Here is a 17,681-nt window from a genome sequence, read left to right as displayed (position 1 = left end):
GCAGAACTGTCAGACCCCCACCCTAGACTCGGGCCCGTGACTACCTCAGACGTGAAGCGGCTCCTGCTCATCGACGGTCACTCGATGGCCTACCGAGCGTTCTACGCCCTGCCCGCCGAGAACTTCGTGACGAAGACGGGCCAGGTCACGAACGCCGTGTACGGCTTCACGTCCATGTTGATCAACATCCTGCGCGACGAGAAGCCCACGCACGTGGCGGTGGCGTTCGACGTCTCGCGCAAGACGTTCCGCTCCGAGCAGTACCCCGAGTACAAGGCCGGTCGCACCAAGACGCCGGACGAGTTCCGCAGCCAGGTCTCCCTGATCAAGGACGTGTTGGCCACTCTCCAGATCCCGACCATGGAGAAGGAGAACTACGAGGCGGACGACATCATCGCGACGCTGACCACGCAGGCCGTGGAGCAGGGCGTCGAGGTGGAGATCGTCACCGGCGACCGAGACGCGTTCCAGCTGGTCAACGACAAGGTCACGGTGCTGTACCCGGTCAAGGGCGTCTCGGAGATGGGCCGCTTCACCCCGGCCTACGTCGAGGAGAAGCACGGCGTGCGGCCCGACCAGTACGCGGACTACGCGGCGGTGCGCGGCGACTCGTCGGACAACCTGCCGAACACCCCCGGTGTCGGCCCCAAGACGATCATCAAGCTGCTCAACCAGTTCGGCGGGCTCAACGAGCTCGTCGACCGCGTCGACGAGGTGCCGGGCAAGGTCGGCGAGGCGCTGCGCGGCAACCTGGCGAACATCATCATGAACCGCCAGCTCACGGAGCTGATCAAGGACGTCGAGCTGCCGTACGCGATCGACGGCCTCGAGGTCCAGGTCTGGGACCGCGACGCGGTGCACCGCCTGTTCGACGAGCTGGAGTTCCGCGTCCTGCGCGACCGTCTCTTCCAGACGCTGACGACCGCGGAGCCCGAGGCCGAGGAGGGCTTCGAGGTCTCCGGCGGCGCGGTTCCCGCGGGCACGCTCGCGAAGTGGCTCGACCAGCACGCGCGCACGACGCGGGTCGGCGTCGCGCTGCGCATCACGACCGACCTCGAGGGCGTCGCGCTGTGCACGGCCGACGGCGAGGGCGGGTACGTCGACGTCACGGAGCTGAACGAGGCCGACGAGCAGGCGCTCGCCGCGTGGCTGTCCGACGAGTCGGTGTCCAAGGCAGGCCACGACCTGAAGCTGCCGTTGCGCCGCGTGCGCGCTCGCGGCTGGAAGCTGCGCGGTCTGTCCTCCGACACGGCGCTGGCCGCGTACCTGGTGCGTCCCGGCCAGCGCTCGTTCGCGCTGGACGACCTGGCGCTGCGCTACCTCCAGCGCGAGCTGCGGGCCGAGGAGTCCGGCGACGGCCAGCTGTCGCTGCTCTCCGACGAGTCCGAGGAGGCGCAGAAGCTCGCCACCGGCACGATCCTGCGCGCGCGGGCCGTCGCCGAGCTCGCCGACCGGCTCGACCAGGAGCTGGTCACGATCGGTGGCACCGACCTGCTCGCGAACCTCGAGCTGCCGCTGATGAACGTGCTCGACGAGGTCGAGGCCGTCGGCATCGCGATCGACGTCGACCACCTCTCCGAGCTGGAGTCGCACTTCGCTGCGGGCGTGAAGAACGCAGCGCAGGAGGCGTACGCCGTCATCGGCAAGGAGATCAACCTCGGCAGCCCGAAGCAGCTGCAGACGGTCCTCTTCGACGAGCTGAACATGCCGAAGACGAAGAAGACCAAGACCGGCTACACGACGGACGCCGACGCGCTGCAGAACCTGTTCGAGCAGACCGAGCACCCGTTCCTGCAGCACCTGCTGTCGCACCGCGACGTCACGCGCCTGAAGTCCACTGTGGACGGCCTGCTGAAGTCGGTGGCCGACGACGGCCGCATCCACACGACGTTCCACCAGACGATCGCCGCCACGGGCCGGCTGTCCTCGACGGACCCGAACCTGCAGAACATCCCGATCCGCACGGACGAGGGCCGGCGCATCCGCCAGGCGTTCGTCGTGGGCGGGGGCTACGCGGAGCTGATGACCGCGGACTACAGCCAGATCGAGATGCGGATCATGGCGACGCTGTCCGGCGACGAGGGCCTGATCGCGGCGTTCAACAGCGGCGAGGACCTGCACACCTACGTGGCCTCGCAGGCGTTCTCGATCCCCACCTCCGAGGTGACGGGCGAGATGCGCCGCCGCATCAAGGCGATGTCGTACGGCCTCGCGTACGGCCTGTCGGTGTTCGGTCTGTCGCAGCAGTTGCGCATCCCGACCGAAGAGGCCCGCGAGCAGATGGAGGCGTACTTCTCCCGCTTCGGCGGCGTGCGCGACTACCTCAACGAGATCGTCGAGAAGGCCCGCAAGGACGGCTACACCGAGACCGTCCTCGGCCGCCGCCGCTACCTGCCCGACCTGACGTCGGACAACCGCCAGCGCCGCGAGATGGCCGAGCGCATGGCGCTGAACGCGCCGATCCAGGGCAGCGCGGCGGACATCATCAAGGTGGCCATGCTGGGCGTCTACCGGGCGCTGGAGTCGTCCGACCTGCGCTCGCGGATGCTCCTGCAGGTCCACGACGAACTGGTGCTGGAGGTCGCCGAGGGCGAGCGCGAGGCCGTCGAGGCCCTCGTCCGCGACCAGATGGGCAACGCCTACCAGCTCCAGGTCCCGCTGGAGGTCTCGGTCGGCGTGGGTCGTTCCTGGGACGACGCCGCCCACTAGGCCGTGTCCCGGAAGTTCGTCCGGTGGCAGGCGCGGGCGAGAGTTCCGGAGGCGGTGCCGCCGCGATGTCCTCATACCGCGCGTATTCGGGCATCGCGGCGGTGCCGTCTCCGGGGCCCTCGCCCGCCACTGCCGCCCGATGGGACTTCCGGGACACGGCCTAGGGCCCACAACGCGAATCAGCCCGTCCGAGCCGAGTGCTCGGGCGGGCTGTGTGGTGCAACGGGGATTCTTTCTCCCATTGGAACTTATAGCGCGCCCCGGGGCTTGCCGCAAGACCCGGGGTCGCCCCCACAATTCGTGGCCTCACCAGGGAATTGAGGGGTTTCGCGATGAGATTTCTGCTGTCCACAATCGGGTCACGGGGAGAGGCGCAGCCGGTTACCGCGCTGGCCGTGCGGTTGAGGGAACTCGGCAACGACGTCGAGGTCGTCGCGCCGCCGGACTTCGAGGAACTCGTCACCGGCAACGGCATCGGCTTCACACCGGTCGGCCCGAACCTGCGCACCGCCACGGCCGTCAAGACCACGCCCGACGACCTGCGCCGGCTGGTGGAGGAGTCGGTCAGGGAACAGTTCCGGGTCGTCACGCGTGCGGCGGACCGAGCCGACGTCCTCGTGGCGGGCGGCGCGCTGCAACACGCGACCCGTTCCGTCGCGGAAAGCATCGGTGCGCACTACGTCTACGCGAGCTTCTGCGCGAACACACTGCCCTCCCCGCACCACGCTCCGCCCGCGATGCTCGGCCGCGTGCCGGTGAACGGAACACCCGAGGACAACCTTGCGCAGTGGGACCGACATCGGCACTACTTCACAAGTTCGCGCGACACCCTCAACGCCGAACGCGCCAAGCTCGGCCTCGCTCCGATCGACGACGTTCGCGACCACATCTTCGGCGACTCCCCGTGGCTCGCAGCCGACCCGGTGCTCGGCCCGTGGCCCGGCCCAGGAGACCTCGTCCAGACCGGCGCCTGGCTGCTCGACGACCACCGCCCGCTCAGCCCGGACCTGGAGGCGTTCCTGGACGACGGCGAACCGCCGGTCTACTTCGGCCTGGGCAGCATGCGCGGCACACCGGACATGGCCTCCCAGGCCGTCGAGGCGGCCCGAGAACTGGGCAGAAGGGTTGTCCTGCAACGAGGTTGGGCAGACCTCGAACTCACCGACGACGCCAAGGACTGCATCACGATCGGCGAGGTGAACCAGCAGGCGCTCTTCCGCCGCACGGCCGCGATCGTGCACCACGGCGGCGCCGGCACCACCACGACGGCCGCGGCGGCGGGCAGGCCGCAGGTCGTGCTGCCGCACATGTACGACCAGTACTACTGGGGCAGTCAGGTCGAACGGCTGAACATCGGCCGCTCGGCGACAGCCGTGACGGCCGAGGTCCTGGCCGAGGCGCTCGGCCTCACCGAAGAAGCCGCCGAGGTCGCCACCCAAGTGCGCACGGACGGTGCAAGGGCAGCGGCAGAACGGCTGATGGCGCTGCAATTCGACTGATGCGGGCGGTGACCGCGTGGTAAGCCAACGGCATGAAGATCCTCGCCGTCGTGCTGCTCCTCGCCCTCGCCGCCTGCACGGCCACCGAGCCGGGCACGCCGGCCAGGGAGGAGTGGCTCACCGGCAAGCTGACCTTCCGCGCGGTCCAGGGCCAGGCCCCGACCACCAAGCCGTCGGCCGGCTACCCGGTACCGCAGAACGAGGCGGGCGACCCGGCGGTCCAGACGGCGCGGGCGACCAGGCAGAGCACCGACACCACCGTCCGCGAGCAGGCACTCGGCACGCTCGACTGCACCGCCCCCGACCCGCTGGTGGGCAACGACGACGCGGCCGCCCCACTGGTGACCTGCGACGCCGGTGAGTTCAAGTACGACCTCGGCCCGGTCTTCCTGGACGGCGAGCGGGTCAAGGCGGCCACGGCCAGCCCCAGTGAGTACGGCGGTCACGTCGTGACGGTCGAGTTCGACGCCGAGGGCGCACGGACCTGGAGCGACTTCACGACCGCCAACGTGAGCAAGCAGGTCGCGATCCTGATCAACGGACGCGTGCTCAGCGCGCCGACAATCCAGTCGCCGATCACCGGTGGCACCACGCAGATCTCCGGCAAGTTCACCGCGGCGGAGGCCGACCAGCTCGCGAGGCAACTGGTCGGCCGGTGATCCGGGCACGGGATCGACGAGCCCGGCGGGTGAACCGACCCGGCTGAGACGTACGTGTAGTGGGTGTCCGCAGTGAGGGGTGACCCGCATGTCGTACCAGGTTGGGCTCGATCTCGGATCCGCAGGCACCACCGTCGCCACCGCGAGCGGCGTCACGACCAACGGCCGGCGTCAGCAGGCGGCGGCCAGGGAGATCGCGCAGGTTCTCGACGAACTCGCGCAGCGGCACGGGGAGTCGCCGAGCCGGGTGGCCATGACGCATCCGTTGTGCTGGCCGCACGAGCACCTCGAGCAGTTGCGGCAGGACCTCATCAACGCGGGGCGTGCGGACGTGTTGTTCGTGCCGGCGCCGCATGCTGCTGCCATCGCGTTCGACGCTGACGTGCAGATGCCTGAGCACAGCACGGTGGCGGTGTTCGACTTCGGGGCCACCGGGTGTGACATCACGGTGTTGCGCAAGCAGGGCGTGTTGTTGCTGGCGGGGCAGCCCGAACGGGTTGAGGTCGGTGGGTTCTACATCGACGAGCTGGTGGCGGAGCACGTGATCGCGAAGATCGGCACGCACAGTCGTGAGCTCGTGCGCAGCTGTGTTGAGGCGAAGGAGCTGCTCGGCAGCTATCCGGAGGTGCGGATTCCTTATGTCGCAACGAGTGGTGAGGTGCGTGAGGTTCGGCTGAGCCGGTTGGAGTTCGAGGCGGTGGTGCGGCCGTTGATCGAGTCGGTGGTGGACGCGCTGGAACGCGTGGCCGGTAGCGCGGGGTTGTGCCTGCCCGACGTCGTCCTGCTCGTGGGCGGGTCGTCGCGGATTCCGTTGGTGGCGCGGGAGATCGCGGAGCGGTTGCAGATTCCGGTGATGCGGGCTCCTGACGGTGCGGCGGCTACGGGTGCGTACCTCGAAGCGAAGCAGTTGGAGCCTGAACCCTCGGAGGAGCCGACCGTTGAGGTTCCCGTGCCGCGGGAGGAGGAGTCGAAGCGGCGGATTCCGACGACGCCGTTCATCGCGGCGGGGTTGCTGGCACTTGTTCTTGGAGGTGGGTGGGTCGCGCACGACGCGATGAACCAGCCACGGACGGAGAACACCAGTGTGCGGCTCGCGCCGCCCGGGGTGGCGGAGTTGCCGCGGATCAGCGCGCCAGGGCGCTGATCTCCCGGAGGGTCCGGTCGATCTCCTCCGGGGTGTTGAGGATCGACGTGCCGATCCGCGCGTACGGGATCCGGTACGACGCCGTGGTGATCTGGATGTCCTTCTGGCGCAACAGGTCCACCAGTTCGGGGCCGGTGTGGCCCGCGATGTCGAAGCACACCATGCCGGCGGACGTCGCCGGGTCGCGCGATGTGTGGATCACGGTGCCGGGGATGTCGGCGAGGCCGTCCTTGAAGCGGCCGGCCAGTTCGGTGATTCGGGACGCCACGCGGTCGCGGCCCAGGCGCTGGTGGAAACGCACCGCCGCCTGCACGGCGAAGTACTGCTCGAACGCGTGGAAGCCGCCGGGGCCGAGCAGGGCGGTCGTGCTGCGGTCGCTCAGGCTCGGCAGCAGCGGCACGATCTGGTCGCTCACCTCGGGGTTCACCCAGACCATGCCGGTGCCGCGCGGCCCGAACAACCACTTGTGCGTGCCGGCGACGAACACGTCCGCGCCCATGCGCGCCGCGTCGTCGTCGACCGCCGCGAGGCCGTGCACGCCGTCTACGACGAGGAGGCAGCGGTCTTCCCGTGCGCGGCCGCGGTTCGCCTCGGCGACGACCGAAGCGCACGCTCGCACGGGCATTCTCAAGCCCGTGCTCGACTGCACCCAGGTGATGCCGACGGCGCGTGTCTGCGGGGTGATCGAGTTCCGCAGCCGGGTCGCGATCTCGTCCTCGGTGGCCTTCGCCGGGTTCTCGAAGAGGGTGCCGACCCTGACCTGGGCGCCGGCGCGGGTCGCCGCGAGCCTGGCCGCCTGCTGGTGCCACGCGTGGTCCTGGTCGCTGAGCAGCAACTCCTGGCCGGCGCGCAGTTTCAGGCCGCCGTAGACGATCGAGAGCCCGATGGTGGTGTTGGGCACGAACGCGATGTCGTCCGCGGCGCCGCCGACGTACTGCCCGAGCGCGACGGCGACCTCCTGCGCCTGCTCGGGCATCAGGTCGTGCGAGTTGGCGTCGAGCCTGCGCTGGAACTCCTCGACCGCGTCCCGCACCTCGCGCGGGTTCGACGCCAGGTAGAACAGCCCCAGGTTGGTCAGCGCGGGGTCGAGCCGGAACTCGCGCCGGACGGAGCCCCAGTCCACTCCCCGCGCGGCCGACGACGAGGTCGGCGCCACGGCGAGCAGTCCTGCCCCCACGAGGAAGTCACGACGTTCCATGCCGTCCATTGGACAGCTTCTCCGGTGCGAACGGCAGTCCTGTGTTCAACGCCTTCGCGCCCACGGCGCACAGCTCGCCGAGCATGCCCACGCCGATGGACAACTGGATCGGCGCGTGTCCGCCGATCAGCAACCCCAGTCCGAGGCTCACCCCGAGCGACCCGGCCCAGACGACCAACGTCCACGGCGTGTACCGCTGCCACAGGTGGCCGTCGCGCTCGAACAGCTTGATCGTCATGCCCCGGAGCACGCCGAACGCGAACCCGGCGGCGAGCGGGAGCAGGTAGGCCAGGTGGAACTCGTCGACCGCGCGGACGCCGAAGAAGAGCAGGAACGCGGGCGGTGCCAGCAGGTCCCTGGCGTTGAGCGGTTCTCCCCTGAACCGGCGCACGAGCACGTACAGCACACCAGCCGCGATCAGCGCATACGTCATTGCATCCCCCTAAGTAGCATGACCCTGCTACTTAAACTAGCAGGGTCATGCTACAAAAGGGAGGTGTCACCGAGAGTCGTGGATCCCGCAGTGCGCCGCCAAGCCGTCGCCGAGGCGGTGTTCCGCGTGGTCGTGCGCGACGGCGTCGAACAGGCCTCGCTGCGCAACGTGGCGGTGGAGGCGGGTCTCGCGATCGGGTCGATCCGCCACTACTTCGACAGCCACGACGACATGATCCTGTTTGCCGTCGAAGCGCTGATCCAGTCGATCGACCAGCGCGTTCTCGCCCACGTGCGGTCGCTGGGAGATCGCAGCGACGTCCGCCGGCCCGCGGAACGCGTGCTGTCGGAGGTGCTCCCGCTCGACGACCGCCGGCGTGACGAGGCCGTGCTGTGGCTGGCGTTCGTCACCGCCGCCCGCACCCGCCCGTCGCTCGTGCCGCACGCCGAACGCCTCTACGACGGCCTGCGCCGGCTCTGCCACCGCGTGCTGACCGTGATGACCGAGGCCGGGACCATCGCGGCGGCGCACGACCTCGCGCTGGAGTCCGAACGGCTGGCGTCGTTGATCAACGGCCTCACCGTCGACGGCGTGCTGCACCCGGACCGGATGACGCCGGAGCTCACGGTGTCGTTGCTGTGCGGGCACCTCGACTCGCTGAGGTAGTTCCGGCATCCTTCTAGGCGTTTGCCCGGGGATGGGGGTGGGCGTGAAAGCGCTCGTGTTGGGGCCGATCGAGGTGTGGGTCGGCGACAGACAGGTGGGCCTCGGTGGTCCGAAGCCGAGGACGTTGCTCGCCGCGTTGTTGTTGCAGCCTCGTCAGGTCGTACCGGTCGAACGGCTGGTCGACCTGATCTGGGGGGAGTCACCGCCACAGACCGCGGGTGCGTTGGTGCACACCTACGTGTCGTCGTTGCGGCGCGCGGTCGGCCAGTCGCTGGTCACCAGGGCGCCGGGGTACCTCCTCGACCTGGACAGCGACGTCGAGGAGTTCCACCGGCACCTGACCACGGCGCGGCAGGCGGAGCGGTCCGGCGACCACGCCACCGCGATCACGCACCACCAGCACGGCCTCTCGTTGTGGCGCGGTCCGGCGTTGCACGGGGTCGACGCGCCGTTCGCCCGCGGGCACGCGCTCGCGCTGGAGGAGTCCCGGCTCAGTGCCGAGGAGGGACTCGGGCGCTGCGAGCTCGCGCAGAACCGGGTCGAGGACGCGATCACGCGACTGTCCGCGCTGGTCAACGCCCATCCGACGCGCGAGGAGACGCGGGAGCTGCTCATGCGGGCGCTCCACCGCGCCGGACGGCAGGCGGACGCGCTGCAGGTCTACCGCGACGCGCGCGAGCACCTGCTCGACGAGCTCGGCATCGAACCGGGCGAGAAGCTGCGCGACCTGCACGCTCAGATCCTCAACGGCACCGTCGAAGCCTCTCCTCCGAAGCTGACGGTGGTGGCGGCGCCCGTCGCCGTCACCACGCACCAGGTCGTCCCGCACCACCTGCCGCCCGACATCAGCGACTTCATCGGACGCCAGGAGGCGCTGAAGCAGGTGCTGGGTCTCACCGAAGGGCGGGACGAGGGCACCGCGACGCCGACCGCGGTGGTGTCCGGCTTCGGCGGCGCGGGCAAGTCCGCACTGGCCGTGCACGCCGCGCACCTGCTGCGGAAGTCGTACCCGGACGGCCAGCTGTTCGCGGACCTGCGCGGCGGCGGGCGCGACCTCGAACCGCAGGAGGTCGTCGGCCGGTTCCTCGCGCTGCTCGGCGTTCCCGGCCAGGACCAGCCGGCGGCACCGGACGAACGCGTCGAGCTGTACCGGCGCACCGTGTCCGACCGGCGGCTGGTGATCGTGCTCGACAACGCCCGCAGCGAGGCGCAGGTCAGGCCGTTGCTGCCGGGCAACGCGAACTGCTTCGTCATCATCACGAGCCGTCGCAGGCTCACCGGGCTCGAGGGCGTCGAGCCGGTCGAGCTCGGGTTCCTCAGCGAGGAGACCAGCCTCGAGATGCTTCGGCGGATCGTCGGCCCCGGGCGGATCACCGCGGAACCCGAGGCGGCGCACCGGATCGCGCGGCTGTGCGGTGGTGTGCCGCTCGCGTTGCGGGCGGCGGGGGCGAAGCTGCTGGCGCGTCCGCACTGGCCGTTGAAGACGCTCGCCGAGCGGCTGTCCGACGAACGGCGAAGGCTCGACGAACTGGAGATGGGCGACCTCGCCATCCGGTCGTCGCTCCGGCTGACCTACGCCGAACTGGACCCGTTGCACCGCAAGGCCTTCCACCTGCTGTCGGTGCTCGACCTGCCGGACTTCGGCGCGTGGGTAGCGGCGCCGTTGCTGGACATCTCGCCGTACGACGCGGAAGACGTCGTGGAGCACCTGGTGGACCTTCGGCTGGTGGACGTCGCCGGTGTCGACCAGATCGGCCGGGTGCGCTACCGGTTCCACGACCTCGTGCAGCTCTTCGGCGCCGAGCAGGCGTCGGGCGAAGCCGCCGCGGAGGCCGTCACGCGCCTGCTGGAGACCTGGCTCGCGCTGGTCGAGGCCGGGGTGCGGAAGCTGCCGCGGGTGACGCTGGGGCTGCGGCCGCGCCTGCACACCGAGATCGACGTGGACCCGCGGCTCGAGGAGGACGTCGAGGAGGACCCGACCGGCTGGCTGCACTCCGAGACGGACGCGGTCGTGCGTGCCGTCGAACGAGCGCACGACCTCGGTGTCGACGAGCTGACCACCACCGTGATCACGTCGCTGCTGTCGTCGCCCTTCGCGGCGCGCAACGAGTTCGGCAACTGGCAGCGCACCCACCTCGTGGCGCTGCGCTCGGTGCGCGAACGCGGCAACCGGCGGGCCGAGGCCGTGCTGCTCGCCGGGCTCGGCCAGCTGCGCTACGAGCAGGACGACTTCGCGGCGGCGCTCGCGCACTTCGAGCAGGCGGCGGACATCGCGGAGGACATCGGCGAAGCAGGGACGCTCGCCGTCGCCCTCGTCGGCACGGGCACGGTCCTGCGCGACCTCGCCGAGTTCGGCCGGGCCCGTGAGCTGCTCGACAGGGCGATCGCGCTGGGGGACGACGGTGTCGTCGCGGCCGCGAGCTACGGCGTCGGCGCGATCCACCGAGACCACGGTGATCTGGCCGAGGCCAGGAAAGCGTTCGAACGCTGCGTGGAGCTGTACCGCGTGCAGGAGGACAGACGAGGCGAGGCGTTGGCGTTGCGCGCGTTGAGCCTGTGCCACCGTGCGGCGGGAACGTACGCGGAGGCGGCGGAACTGAGCCGGGAGGCCGAGCGGATCCTGCGCGAGGCCGGGGACGAACTCGGTGCCACGTACGCGGTCCAGTCGCTGGCGAAGGCGTCGCTGCGGACGGGCGCGCTGGACGGCGTGGACGACCTCCTGGCCGAGTGCCTGGAGGTCTGCACGCGTCAGCACGACCGGTTCGGCGTCGCGCTGATGACCAGGACGCTCGGTGAGCTGGCCCTGGCGCGGGGGCGTGACGGCGAGGCGGCGGACCTCCTCGCGGACGCGCTCGACCAGTGGACCGCGCTCGGGCTGCCGATCTGGCAGGCGCGCACCATGCGGGACCTTGCGGCGGCGACCGCGGACGACGGGATGTGGTCGCGGGCCGCGGAGTTGTTCGTGTCGCTGGGGGCGAGGGAGGCGCGGGAACTGGAGGGGACGAGCGCCGCCGGGTGGCGTGCGAGCCTCGAGACGGACTAGTCGGGCTCACTGCCTGGCCGTCACCTCCACGTCGCGCGCGCTCAGTTCGGCGCCGCACCCGGTGCACTCGACCTTCGCCCGCACACCGCCGCCGCAGTCGCGGTGGTGCAGGTGGAACGACTCCTCCTCGTCCGGAGCCATCCACTTCTCGCCCCACGTGCGCAACGCCATCAGCACGGGGTAGAGGTCGCGGCCTTTCTCCGTGAGGCGGTACTCGTGCCGTGTGCGGCCGTCCTCGCTGTAGGGCACGCGCTTGAGCACGTTCTCCTGCAGGAGCACGTTCAGCCGGTCGGTCAGGACGCTGCGCGAGATGTCCATCGTGGCCTGGAAGTCCTCGAAGCGGCGGGTGCCCAGGAAGATCTGGCGGAGCAGCAGCAGCGTCCAGCGCTCGCCCAGCAACGCCGCGGGGCGGCTCAGCGTGCAGGGCATGCTCGCGAAGTTCGAGTACGGCATGACACCAGGATATCCCTTGCGTTCGATTTTCGAACTCAGCTACAGTTCGGATTCCGAACCCAGGGGGTAGGTCCTCATGCGCGTCACCGAGCTCGACCGCGACACCGCGCCGGAAGCTGTCGACGCGGTGTTCGAAGGACTGTCCGCGCGCAGCCGCTACCTGCGCTTCCACTCGCCGACGCCGCGGCTGACCGCGTCCGCGCGCCGGGTGCTCTCCGACGTGGACGGCGAACGGCACGCGGCCGTGTGCGCTCGCGTCGGCGGTGACCCGATCGGCATCGCGCGGGTGATCAAGACCAGTGAGCGCGGCGCGGAGATCGCGGTCGCGGTGGTCGACCTGTGGCAGCGCCGCGGCGTCGGCCGCCTGCTGCTGGAGGAGCTGACGTCGGTCGCGGCCAGGATGGGCGTCGCGGTGCTGCACGGCGACGTCCTGCCCGACAACCACGCGATGCTCGCGCTGGTGCGCAAGGTCCTGCCGGGCGTCCGGCTGACCAGGGACGCCGATTCCGTGCAACTGAGCTACCCGCTGGCCTGGGTGACCGCCGAGATCACCGACGCGGACCTTGTAGAGAGCTTGCAGGAGATTTAGAGGTCCCGTCCGGACCATGGCGCCGTGACCACCGCACGTGCCGCCGGCCGCCTGATCCACCGCTCCGAGATCGTGGAGCGCGCGTGTTCCTGGCTGCGCGACTCGGTCCCGTACAACCAGACGAGGTTCCACCAGAACGAGCACGGCATCTACCGCGCCGACTGCTCGGGCTTCGTGTCGATGGCGTGGGGCCTGCCGGGAAGGCCGGAGGACCGGCACGGCGGTTTCGACACCCGCGGCCTGGCCGTGGTGAGCACCCTGATCCCCGCCGAGGACCTGCGGGCGGGCGACGTGGTCATCCGCACCGACGGCACCAACCTGACCCGGCACGTCGTGATCTTCGCCGCGTGGGCGGAGGAACCGGGCCGGTACTGGGCGTATGAGCAGGCCGGTGGTCAGCGCACGCGGTTGCGCGCCGTCACCTACCCCTACGAGACCGGGCCGGAGCTGTACGTGCCGCGCCGGTACCTGAGCGTGTCGGAGTAACTGGATGGGCCGTTCCGCCGATGAACGGACGACGACGCACGCCCCGGAAGGTCAGGTCCATCTGTGAGCAACCGCCCGTTCGAGGTTCCCGTGAACCTGTCCGATCCGGCACAAGACAAGACGTTCGACCGGACTGAAACTTCACACCGCCTTGCTAACGTGACCGGCATGAAACGGTGGGGGATGTTGGCGGTGGCAGCGGCGGCCATCACTTTCGGCTCGACGCTGGCCATGCCCGACGTGGCCGTCGCGGCCGAGGGCGGAGTCTTCTGCGGCGCGTACGAGGCCAACTCGAAGGTCACTCGCAGCGAGGTCCTGGCGCGCTCGCGCACCTGGCTCGCCGCCCGCGTGCCGTACAGCCAGAGCGACTGCTTCGGCAACAAGTACGGCGCCTACCGCACCGACTGCTCCGGCTTCGTCTCCATGGCCTGGGGCCTGCGCATCTCCTACACCACGCACATCCTCGAGCAGGTCGCGCACCGCATCGACTGGAAGGACCTCCGTCCCGGCGACGCGCTCAACGACCGGCTCAACCACGTCGCGCTGTTCATCGGGTGGGCGGACGCGGCCAAGACGCGCCCCATCGTGCGCGAGCAGGCGGGTCCGGACGGCAGCAGGCCCGTGCAGCGCGTGTGGAGCGCCGCCACTGCCAGCCGGTACGTGCCGCTGCGCTACAACAACATCGTCGAGGCCGGCAGCGGTGACACCGGCAGCGAGACGCCGGTGACGGACAAGCTCGTCGTCAGCTCGGGCCCGCAGATCTCGAACACCGGCCAGCAGCAGCTCGAGATCTTCGCGCGCGGCGTCGACGGCACGGTGATCACGAACTTCCACAAGACCAGTCGCTGGAGCGGCTGGCAGCAGCTCGGTCCCGAGGTCTTCGCCGGCGACCCGGTCGCGCTGATGAACCCGCAGACGAAGATCGTCGAGGTGTTCGCGCGCGGCACGGACGGCAAGGTCTACCGCCGCGTCGACGGCCAGTGGCTCGCGCTGGGCGACACGGCCGTCGCGGGCGAGCCGACGCTGGTGTGGAACGACAGCACCAAGACCGTCGAGGTCCTGGCCCGCGGCGTGGACGGCTCGCTGCTGCGCTTCACGGACAAGTGGGCGCCGGTCGGCGACCGCAAGATCGAGGGTGACCCGGCCGTCGCCGACAAGGACGTCTACGCGCGTTCCGCCGACGGCAAGCTGATCAAGTGGGACGGCACGACCTGGGCCGACCAGGGCGACAAGAAGATCGTCAGCGACCCGAGCACCGCCGTCGACCAGGTCTTCGTGCGCACCGAGTCCGGCAGCGTCGAGCAGTACGCGGCGGGCGTGTGGACGACGCTGGGCGGCAAGGGCACCGGCACGCCGTCCGCGGTCTTCAACTCGACGACCGGCTCCATCGACGTCGTGCAGCTCGGCGAGGGCGGCTACGTCGAGCACTCCCGCGCCACCGACAAGGGCTGGACCCCGTGGGCGCGGCTCGGCACCACCAAGGTCTCCGGGACGCCGACCGCGATGTACCACGCGCAGACGAAGACCGTCGAGGTCTTCGCCCGCACGGACGACGGCAAGCCGATCCGCCGCTTCTTCAAGGAGAAGGCGGGCTGGAGCCAGTGGGCCGTGCTGGGGGACAAGACGGTCAGCTGACCTGATCACGTGACAAGGCCGCGACTCGGACTCCGGGTCGCGGCCTTGTCGTTTCACCCGGAGGAGGTCGCGAATGGCTCGCAGGCGCTACGCGGTGGTCGGCACGGGCTCGCGGGCGGAGCGGCACGTCCACGCCATCGCGGTCGAGCACGCGAGCACTTGCGAGCTCGTCGCGTTCGCCGACGTGAACCGCACGAGGATGAACGTCCACAACGACCGGCTCACCGAATCGGGTGTGGAACCGGTTCCGGCCTATGACGCCGGGGACTTCCTGAAGATGCTGGACGAACAACGCGTCGACGTCGTCGTCGTGACCACTGTCGACCGTCACCACGAGAAGTACGTCGTGGAGGCGTTGGACGCGGGCCGCGACGTCGTGACGGAGAAGCCGATGACGACGGACGTCCCGTCGGCCCGCAGGATCCTCGACGCCGTGCACCGCAACGACGGCACCGTCACGGTCACCTTCAACTACCGCTACAACCCGGTCCACGAGAAGGTGCGCGCGCTGCTCGCGGACGGCGCTGTCGGCGAGATCGGTTCCGTGCACTTCGAATGGTTGCTCGACACCCGGCACGGCGCCGACTACTTCCGCCGCTGGCACCGCGACAAGGCGAATTCCGGTGGCCTGATGGTGCACAAGGCGACCCACCACTTCGACCTTCTCAACTGGTGGGTCGGTTCGGTGCCCGAAACCGTGTACGCGCACGGCCGGTTGTTCTTCTACGGCGAGGAGAACGGCAAGCGCCACGGCTACGCCCAGGACGAGCGGTTCGACATGAAGCTGGAACAGAACGACTGGCTCAAAAAGCTTTACGTCGACGCACAGCACGAAGACGGCTATCGGCGCGACCAGAACCCGTTCGAACCTGGTGTGTCCATTGAGGACGACATGTCCGTGCTCGTGCGTTACGCCAGCGGCGCGAACCTGACCTACCACCTCACGGCCTACTCGCCGTGGGAGGGCTACCGCCTGATGGTCAACGGCAGCAAGGGGCGTCTCGAACTCGAAGTCGTCGAGAACTCGTGGGTGTCGAGTCAGAACCCGTCGGTGCACGGCGTCACCGCCAACCCGGAGCAGGGCTGGGCGAAGCTCTCGGTGCAGCGGCTGTTCGAGGAGCGCGAGGACGTCCCGCTGGAGTACGACCGGGACGGGCACGGCGGTGCCGACCGGCGCATGGTCGACGCGCTGTACGGGCCGCCCGGGCAGGAGGACCCGTTGGGACGCAAGGCGACGCACCACGACGGCGCGCTGTCGCTGCTGACCGGGTTCGCCGCCAATCGCAGTTTCGAGACCGGGCAGCCGGTCCACGTCGCCGACGTCCTCGACCTCCGGTGAGGACCCCTTAGCGGTCATCGTGCTCCCCGCGCCATTGCCCGTTCGGGTGGCGGCGTTGACCGCTGTTGCCCGGAAGCTGTCGCAAACGTGTCTTGGTTGGCGCGGTGCATTGATATTCCAGGCACGGCGGCTGATGCTGGTGGGCGCGGTGGAGTCCGCCCGAGAAGGGTGAGAGCGATGCGTGTTGCGCTGGTCGGTGCTCGTGGGCATGGGGCGCGGCACGTGGAGAACCTGGTCCGGCTGGGCCACGACGGGCTCGCCACGTTCGTCGGCGTGGTCGACGTGGCGGACGTCGACGTGCCGGTGCCGTCGTATTCGGACCTGCAGACGCTGGCCGCCGAGCTGCACCCCGAGGTCGTCGTGGTGTCCTCACCGCCCTCGACGCACCGCGACCTCGTGCTGGCGGCGTTCGAACTGGGCTGCGACGTGCTGGTCGAGAAGCCGGCCGTGCTGTCGGTGGCGGACTTCGACGAGATCCGCACACAGGCCGAGAAGCTCGGTCGCGTGTGCCAGGTCGGGTTCCAGACGCAGGGGACGGGGTCGTACCGGCGCCTGTGCTCGTTGATCGGCTCCGGTGCGTTGGGGGACATCTCCGGTATCGGCGCCGCAGGGCGTTGGGTGCGCACGGACTCCTATTACGAGCGTGCGGAGTGGGCTGGACGGCAAGGCGAGGACGGGACGCTCGTGAACCCGTTCGCACACGCGCTGCAGAACGCGCTGCTTCTCGCCGATGTCGAGGAACGGTCCGACATCTCCGTCGAGTTGGAGCTGTACCGGTGCCGCGACACGATCAGTGCGGACGACACGGCCTGTGTGCGAGTCACGGCCGATGGCGCGCCTCCGGTCGTGGTCGCCACCACGCTCTGCGCGGCGACATCGTTGCCACCGGTTGTCTTGGTGCACGGATCGCTCGGGCAGGCCGTCTGGTGGTACGACGACGACAGGCTGACGGTCAACGACCACCGCATGGCCGTGGCACCGTCGGTCGACCTCCTGGAGAACCTCATCCGGCACCGGCAGACCGGCGAACCGCTGGTCGCGCCGCTGGCCGCCGCGCGGGCGTTCACCGCCGTGGCCGAACAGTGCGGCAAGGCCGACGTGCCGCCGCTGCCCGCCCGCCGCGTCGGCGACCGGGTGGTGCTCGACGGCATCGACGAGGTGGTCGTGCGGGCCGCGGAGAAGATCGCCACCTTCGCGGAACTGGGCTGCGGATTCGGGCGGTAGTCTCCCCGCCGAGTCCGCCGTGTCCGGGGAGCGTTTGCGTTGGACATCTACATCGACCTGAAGGACGTCCGGGTCACCGGGTACGTCAGCATGGGTCTGATCGCGCTGGTCGCCCTCGAGTCGATCTGGGGCACGATCAACGACTGGCAGGGCGGCTCGTCGTCGTGGAGCTTCCTCGCCATCGTGCTGATCATCCCGGCCGCCGTGGCGTCGATCGTGTGGTACCGCGGCGCGACGCACAACGCCGAGGCGATCGCGCTGCACGGCGTGCGGATGGTGTCGCAGGTGTGGAAGGCGAGCGATCCGGCTCAGCGCGAGGTGCCGTTCGAGCAGCGCGTCGCGAGCCCGTTGATCAAGCCCTGGCAGTACGCGTTCCTCGCCATGGTCGTGTGTGACGTACTCGAGTCCATGTTGCTCGACACACCCGCATACGTCGTGTTCTCCACCCTTTCGACGCTGTGCGCGATAGGGGCCGCCGCTCTCGCGTGCTTCCTCGTGCTCCGGATTTCACTCATGCAGCAGAGGTTCGCGGTACCTCAGCGCAAGCGCGGCTAGTTTCGGGTACACTTCCATGTTGGTTGCGGTTTTGTGTTCGTGTATTGCA

General features: G+C 69.6%; 15 protein-coding genes. 12 read left to right on the top strand and 3 right to left on the bottom strand.

From position 1 onward, the window contains the following. Window positions 1–36 precede the first annotated feature (36 nt). The 4 genes from polA (at window position 37) to IE307_RS29650 (ending at window position 6,011) form a co-directional block, all read left to right on the top strand. Complete coding sequence (polA, locus tag IE307_RS29665; RefSeq protein WP_191302682.1) at window positions 37–2,709, top strand: DNA polymerase I; 2,673 nt, start codon at window positions 37–39, stop codon at window positions 2,707–2,709. A gap of 332 nt (window positions 2,710–3,041) precedes the next feature. After that, the gene (locus IE307_RS29660) at window positions 3,042–4,208 is read left to right on the top strand and encodes a glycosyltransferase (RefSeq protein WP_191302681.1); all 1,167 of its coding nucleotides are present in this window, start codon (window positions 3,042–3,044) and stop codon (window positions 4,206–4,208) included. A gap of 32 nt (window positions 4,209–4,240) precedes the next feature. Continuing rightward, complete coding sequence (locus IE307_RS29655; RefSeq protein WP_191302680.1) at window positions 4,241–4,867, top strand: SecDF P1 head subdomain-containing protein; 627 nt, start codon at window positions 4,241–4,243, stop codon at window positions 4,865–4,867. Between the two features lie 88 nt (window positions 4,868–4,955). After that, window positions 4,956–6,011: an Hsp70 family protein gene (locus IE307_RS29650; RefSeq protein ID WP_191302679.1), complete on the top strand. Its 1,056-nt coding sequence runs from the start codon at window positions 4,956–4,958 to the stop codon at window positions 6,009–6,011. Here the strand turns inward: IE307_RS29650 and IE307_RS29645 are convergent. Together IE307_RS29645 and IE307_RS29640 are read right to left on the bottom strand one after the other, a co-directional pair. Further along, window positions 5,992–7,209, bottom strand: coding sequence for an aminotransferase class V-fold PLP-dependent enzyme (locus IE307_RS29645; RefSeq protein WP_191302678.1), 1,218 nt, complete (start codon window positions 7,207–7,209; stop codon window positions 5,992–5,994). The two genes, IE307_RS29650 and IE307_RS29645, sit on opposite strands and share 20 nt — an antisense overlap. Next, window positions 7,196–7,642, bottom strand: a complete 447-nt coding sequence (locus IE307_RS29640) for a DUF1453 domain-containing protein (RefSeq protein ID WP_191302677.1) — start codon at window positions 7,640–7,642, stop codon at window positions 7,196–7,198. The genes IE307_RS29645 and IE307_RS29640 overlap by 14 nt, the downstream gene beginning before the upstream one ends. Window positions 7,643–7,720: 78 nt before the next feature. Here IE307_RS29640 and IE307_RS29635 point away from each other — a divergent pair, with 78 nt between their 5' ends. Both IE307_RS29635 and IE307_RS29630 read left to right on the top strand, forming a co-directional pair. Beyond that, window positions 7,721–8,308: a TetR/AcrR family transcriptional regulator gene (locus IE307_RS29635; protein WP_229905195.1), complete on the top strand. Its 588-nt coding sequence runs from the start codon at window positions 7,721–7,723 to the stop codon at window positions 8,306–8,308. Between the two features lie 43 nt (window positions 8,309–8,351). After that, entirely contained in the window at window positions 8,352–11,351 is a 3,000-nt protein-coding gene (locus IE307_RS29630; RefSeq protein WP_191302675.1) for an AfsR/SARP family transcriptional regulator, read from the top strand. Window positions 11,352–11,357: 6 nt separating this feature from the next. On the opposite strand, the gene IE307_RS29625 is transcribed toward IE307_RS29630, so the two are convergent. Further along, a complete protein-coding gene (locus tag IE307_RS29625; RefSeq protein WP_191302674.1) occupies window positions 11,358–11,804 on the bottom strand; it encodes a winged helix-turn-helix transcriptional regulator in 447 nt (148 codons plus the stop codon). Window positions 11,805–11,880: 76 nt separating this feature from the next. On the opposite strand from IE307_RS29625, the gene IE307_RS29620 reads away from it, so the two are divergent. From IE307_RS29620 to IE307_RS29595, 6 genes are all read left to right on the top strand, one after another. Beyond that, a complete protein-coding gene (locus IE307_RS29620) occupies window positions 11,881–12,393 on the top strand; it encodes a GNAT family N-acetyltransferase (RefSeq protein ID WP_191302673.1) in 513 nt (170 codons plus the stop codon). Window positions 12,394–12,417: 24 nt separating this feature from the next. Continuing rightward, window positions 12,418–12,879, top strand: coding sequence for an NlpC/P60 family protein (locus tag IE307_RS29615; RefSeq protein WP_191302672.1), 462 nt, complete (start codon window positions 12,418–12,420; stop codon window positions 12,877–12,879). Window positions 12,880–13,047: 168 nt separating this feature from the next. Then, complete coding sequence (locus IE307_RS29610; RefSeq protein ID WP_191302671.1) at window positions 13,048–14,514, top strand: DUF8189 domain-containing protein; 1,467 nt, start codon at window positions 13,048–13,050, stop codon at window positions 14,512–14,514. 73 nt (window positions 14,515–14,587) lie between these two features. After that, window positions 14,588–15,853 carry a Gfo/Idh/MocA family protein gene (locus IE307_RS29605; protein ID WP_191302670.1) on the top strand — a complete coding sequence of 422 codons (1,266 nt, stop codon included), beginning with the start codon at window positions 14,588–14,590 and terminating at the stop codon, window positions 15,851–15,853. Between the two features lie 177 nt (window positions 15,854–16,030). Then, complete coding sequence (locus IE307_RS29600) at window positions 16,031–17,077, top strand: Gfo/Idh/MocA family protein (RefSeq protein WP_191302669.1); 1,047 nt, start codon at window positions 16,031–16,033, stop codon at window positions 17,075–17,077. A gap of 39 nt (window positions 17,078–17,116) precedes the next feature. After that, complete coding sequence (locus tag IE307_RS29595; protein WP_191302668.1) at window positions 17,117–17,632, top strand: hypothetical protein; 516 nt, start codon at window positions 17,117–17,119, stop codon at window positions 17,630–17,632. The last annotated feature ends 49 nt before the right edge of the window (window positions 17,633–17,681 follow it).

Source organism: Lentzea cavernae (genome assembly GCF_014653695.1).
Classification (GTDB): Bacteria; Actinomycetota; Actinomycetes; order Mycobacteriales; family Pseudonocardiaceae; genus Lentzea; species Lentzea cavernae.
Note: the sequence above shows the minus strand (reverse complement) of the source record. Positions and strands in the feature narration are given on the sequence as shown.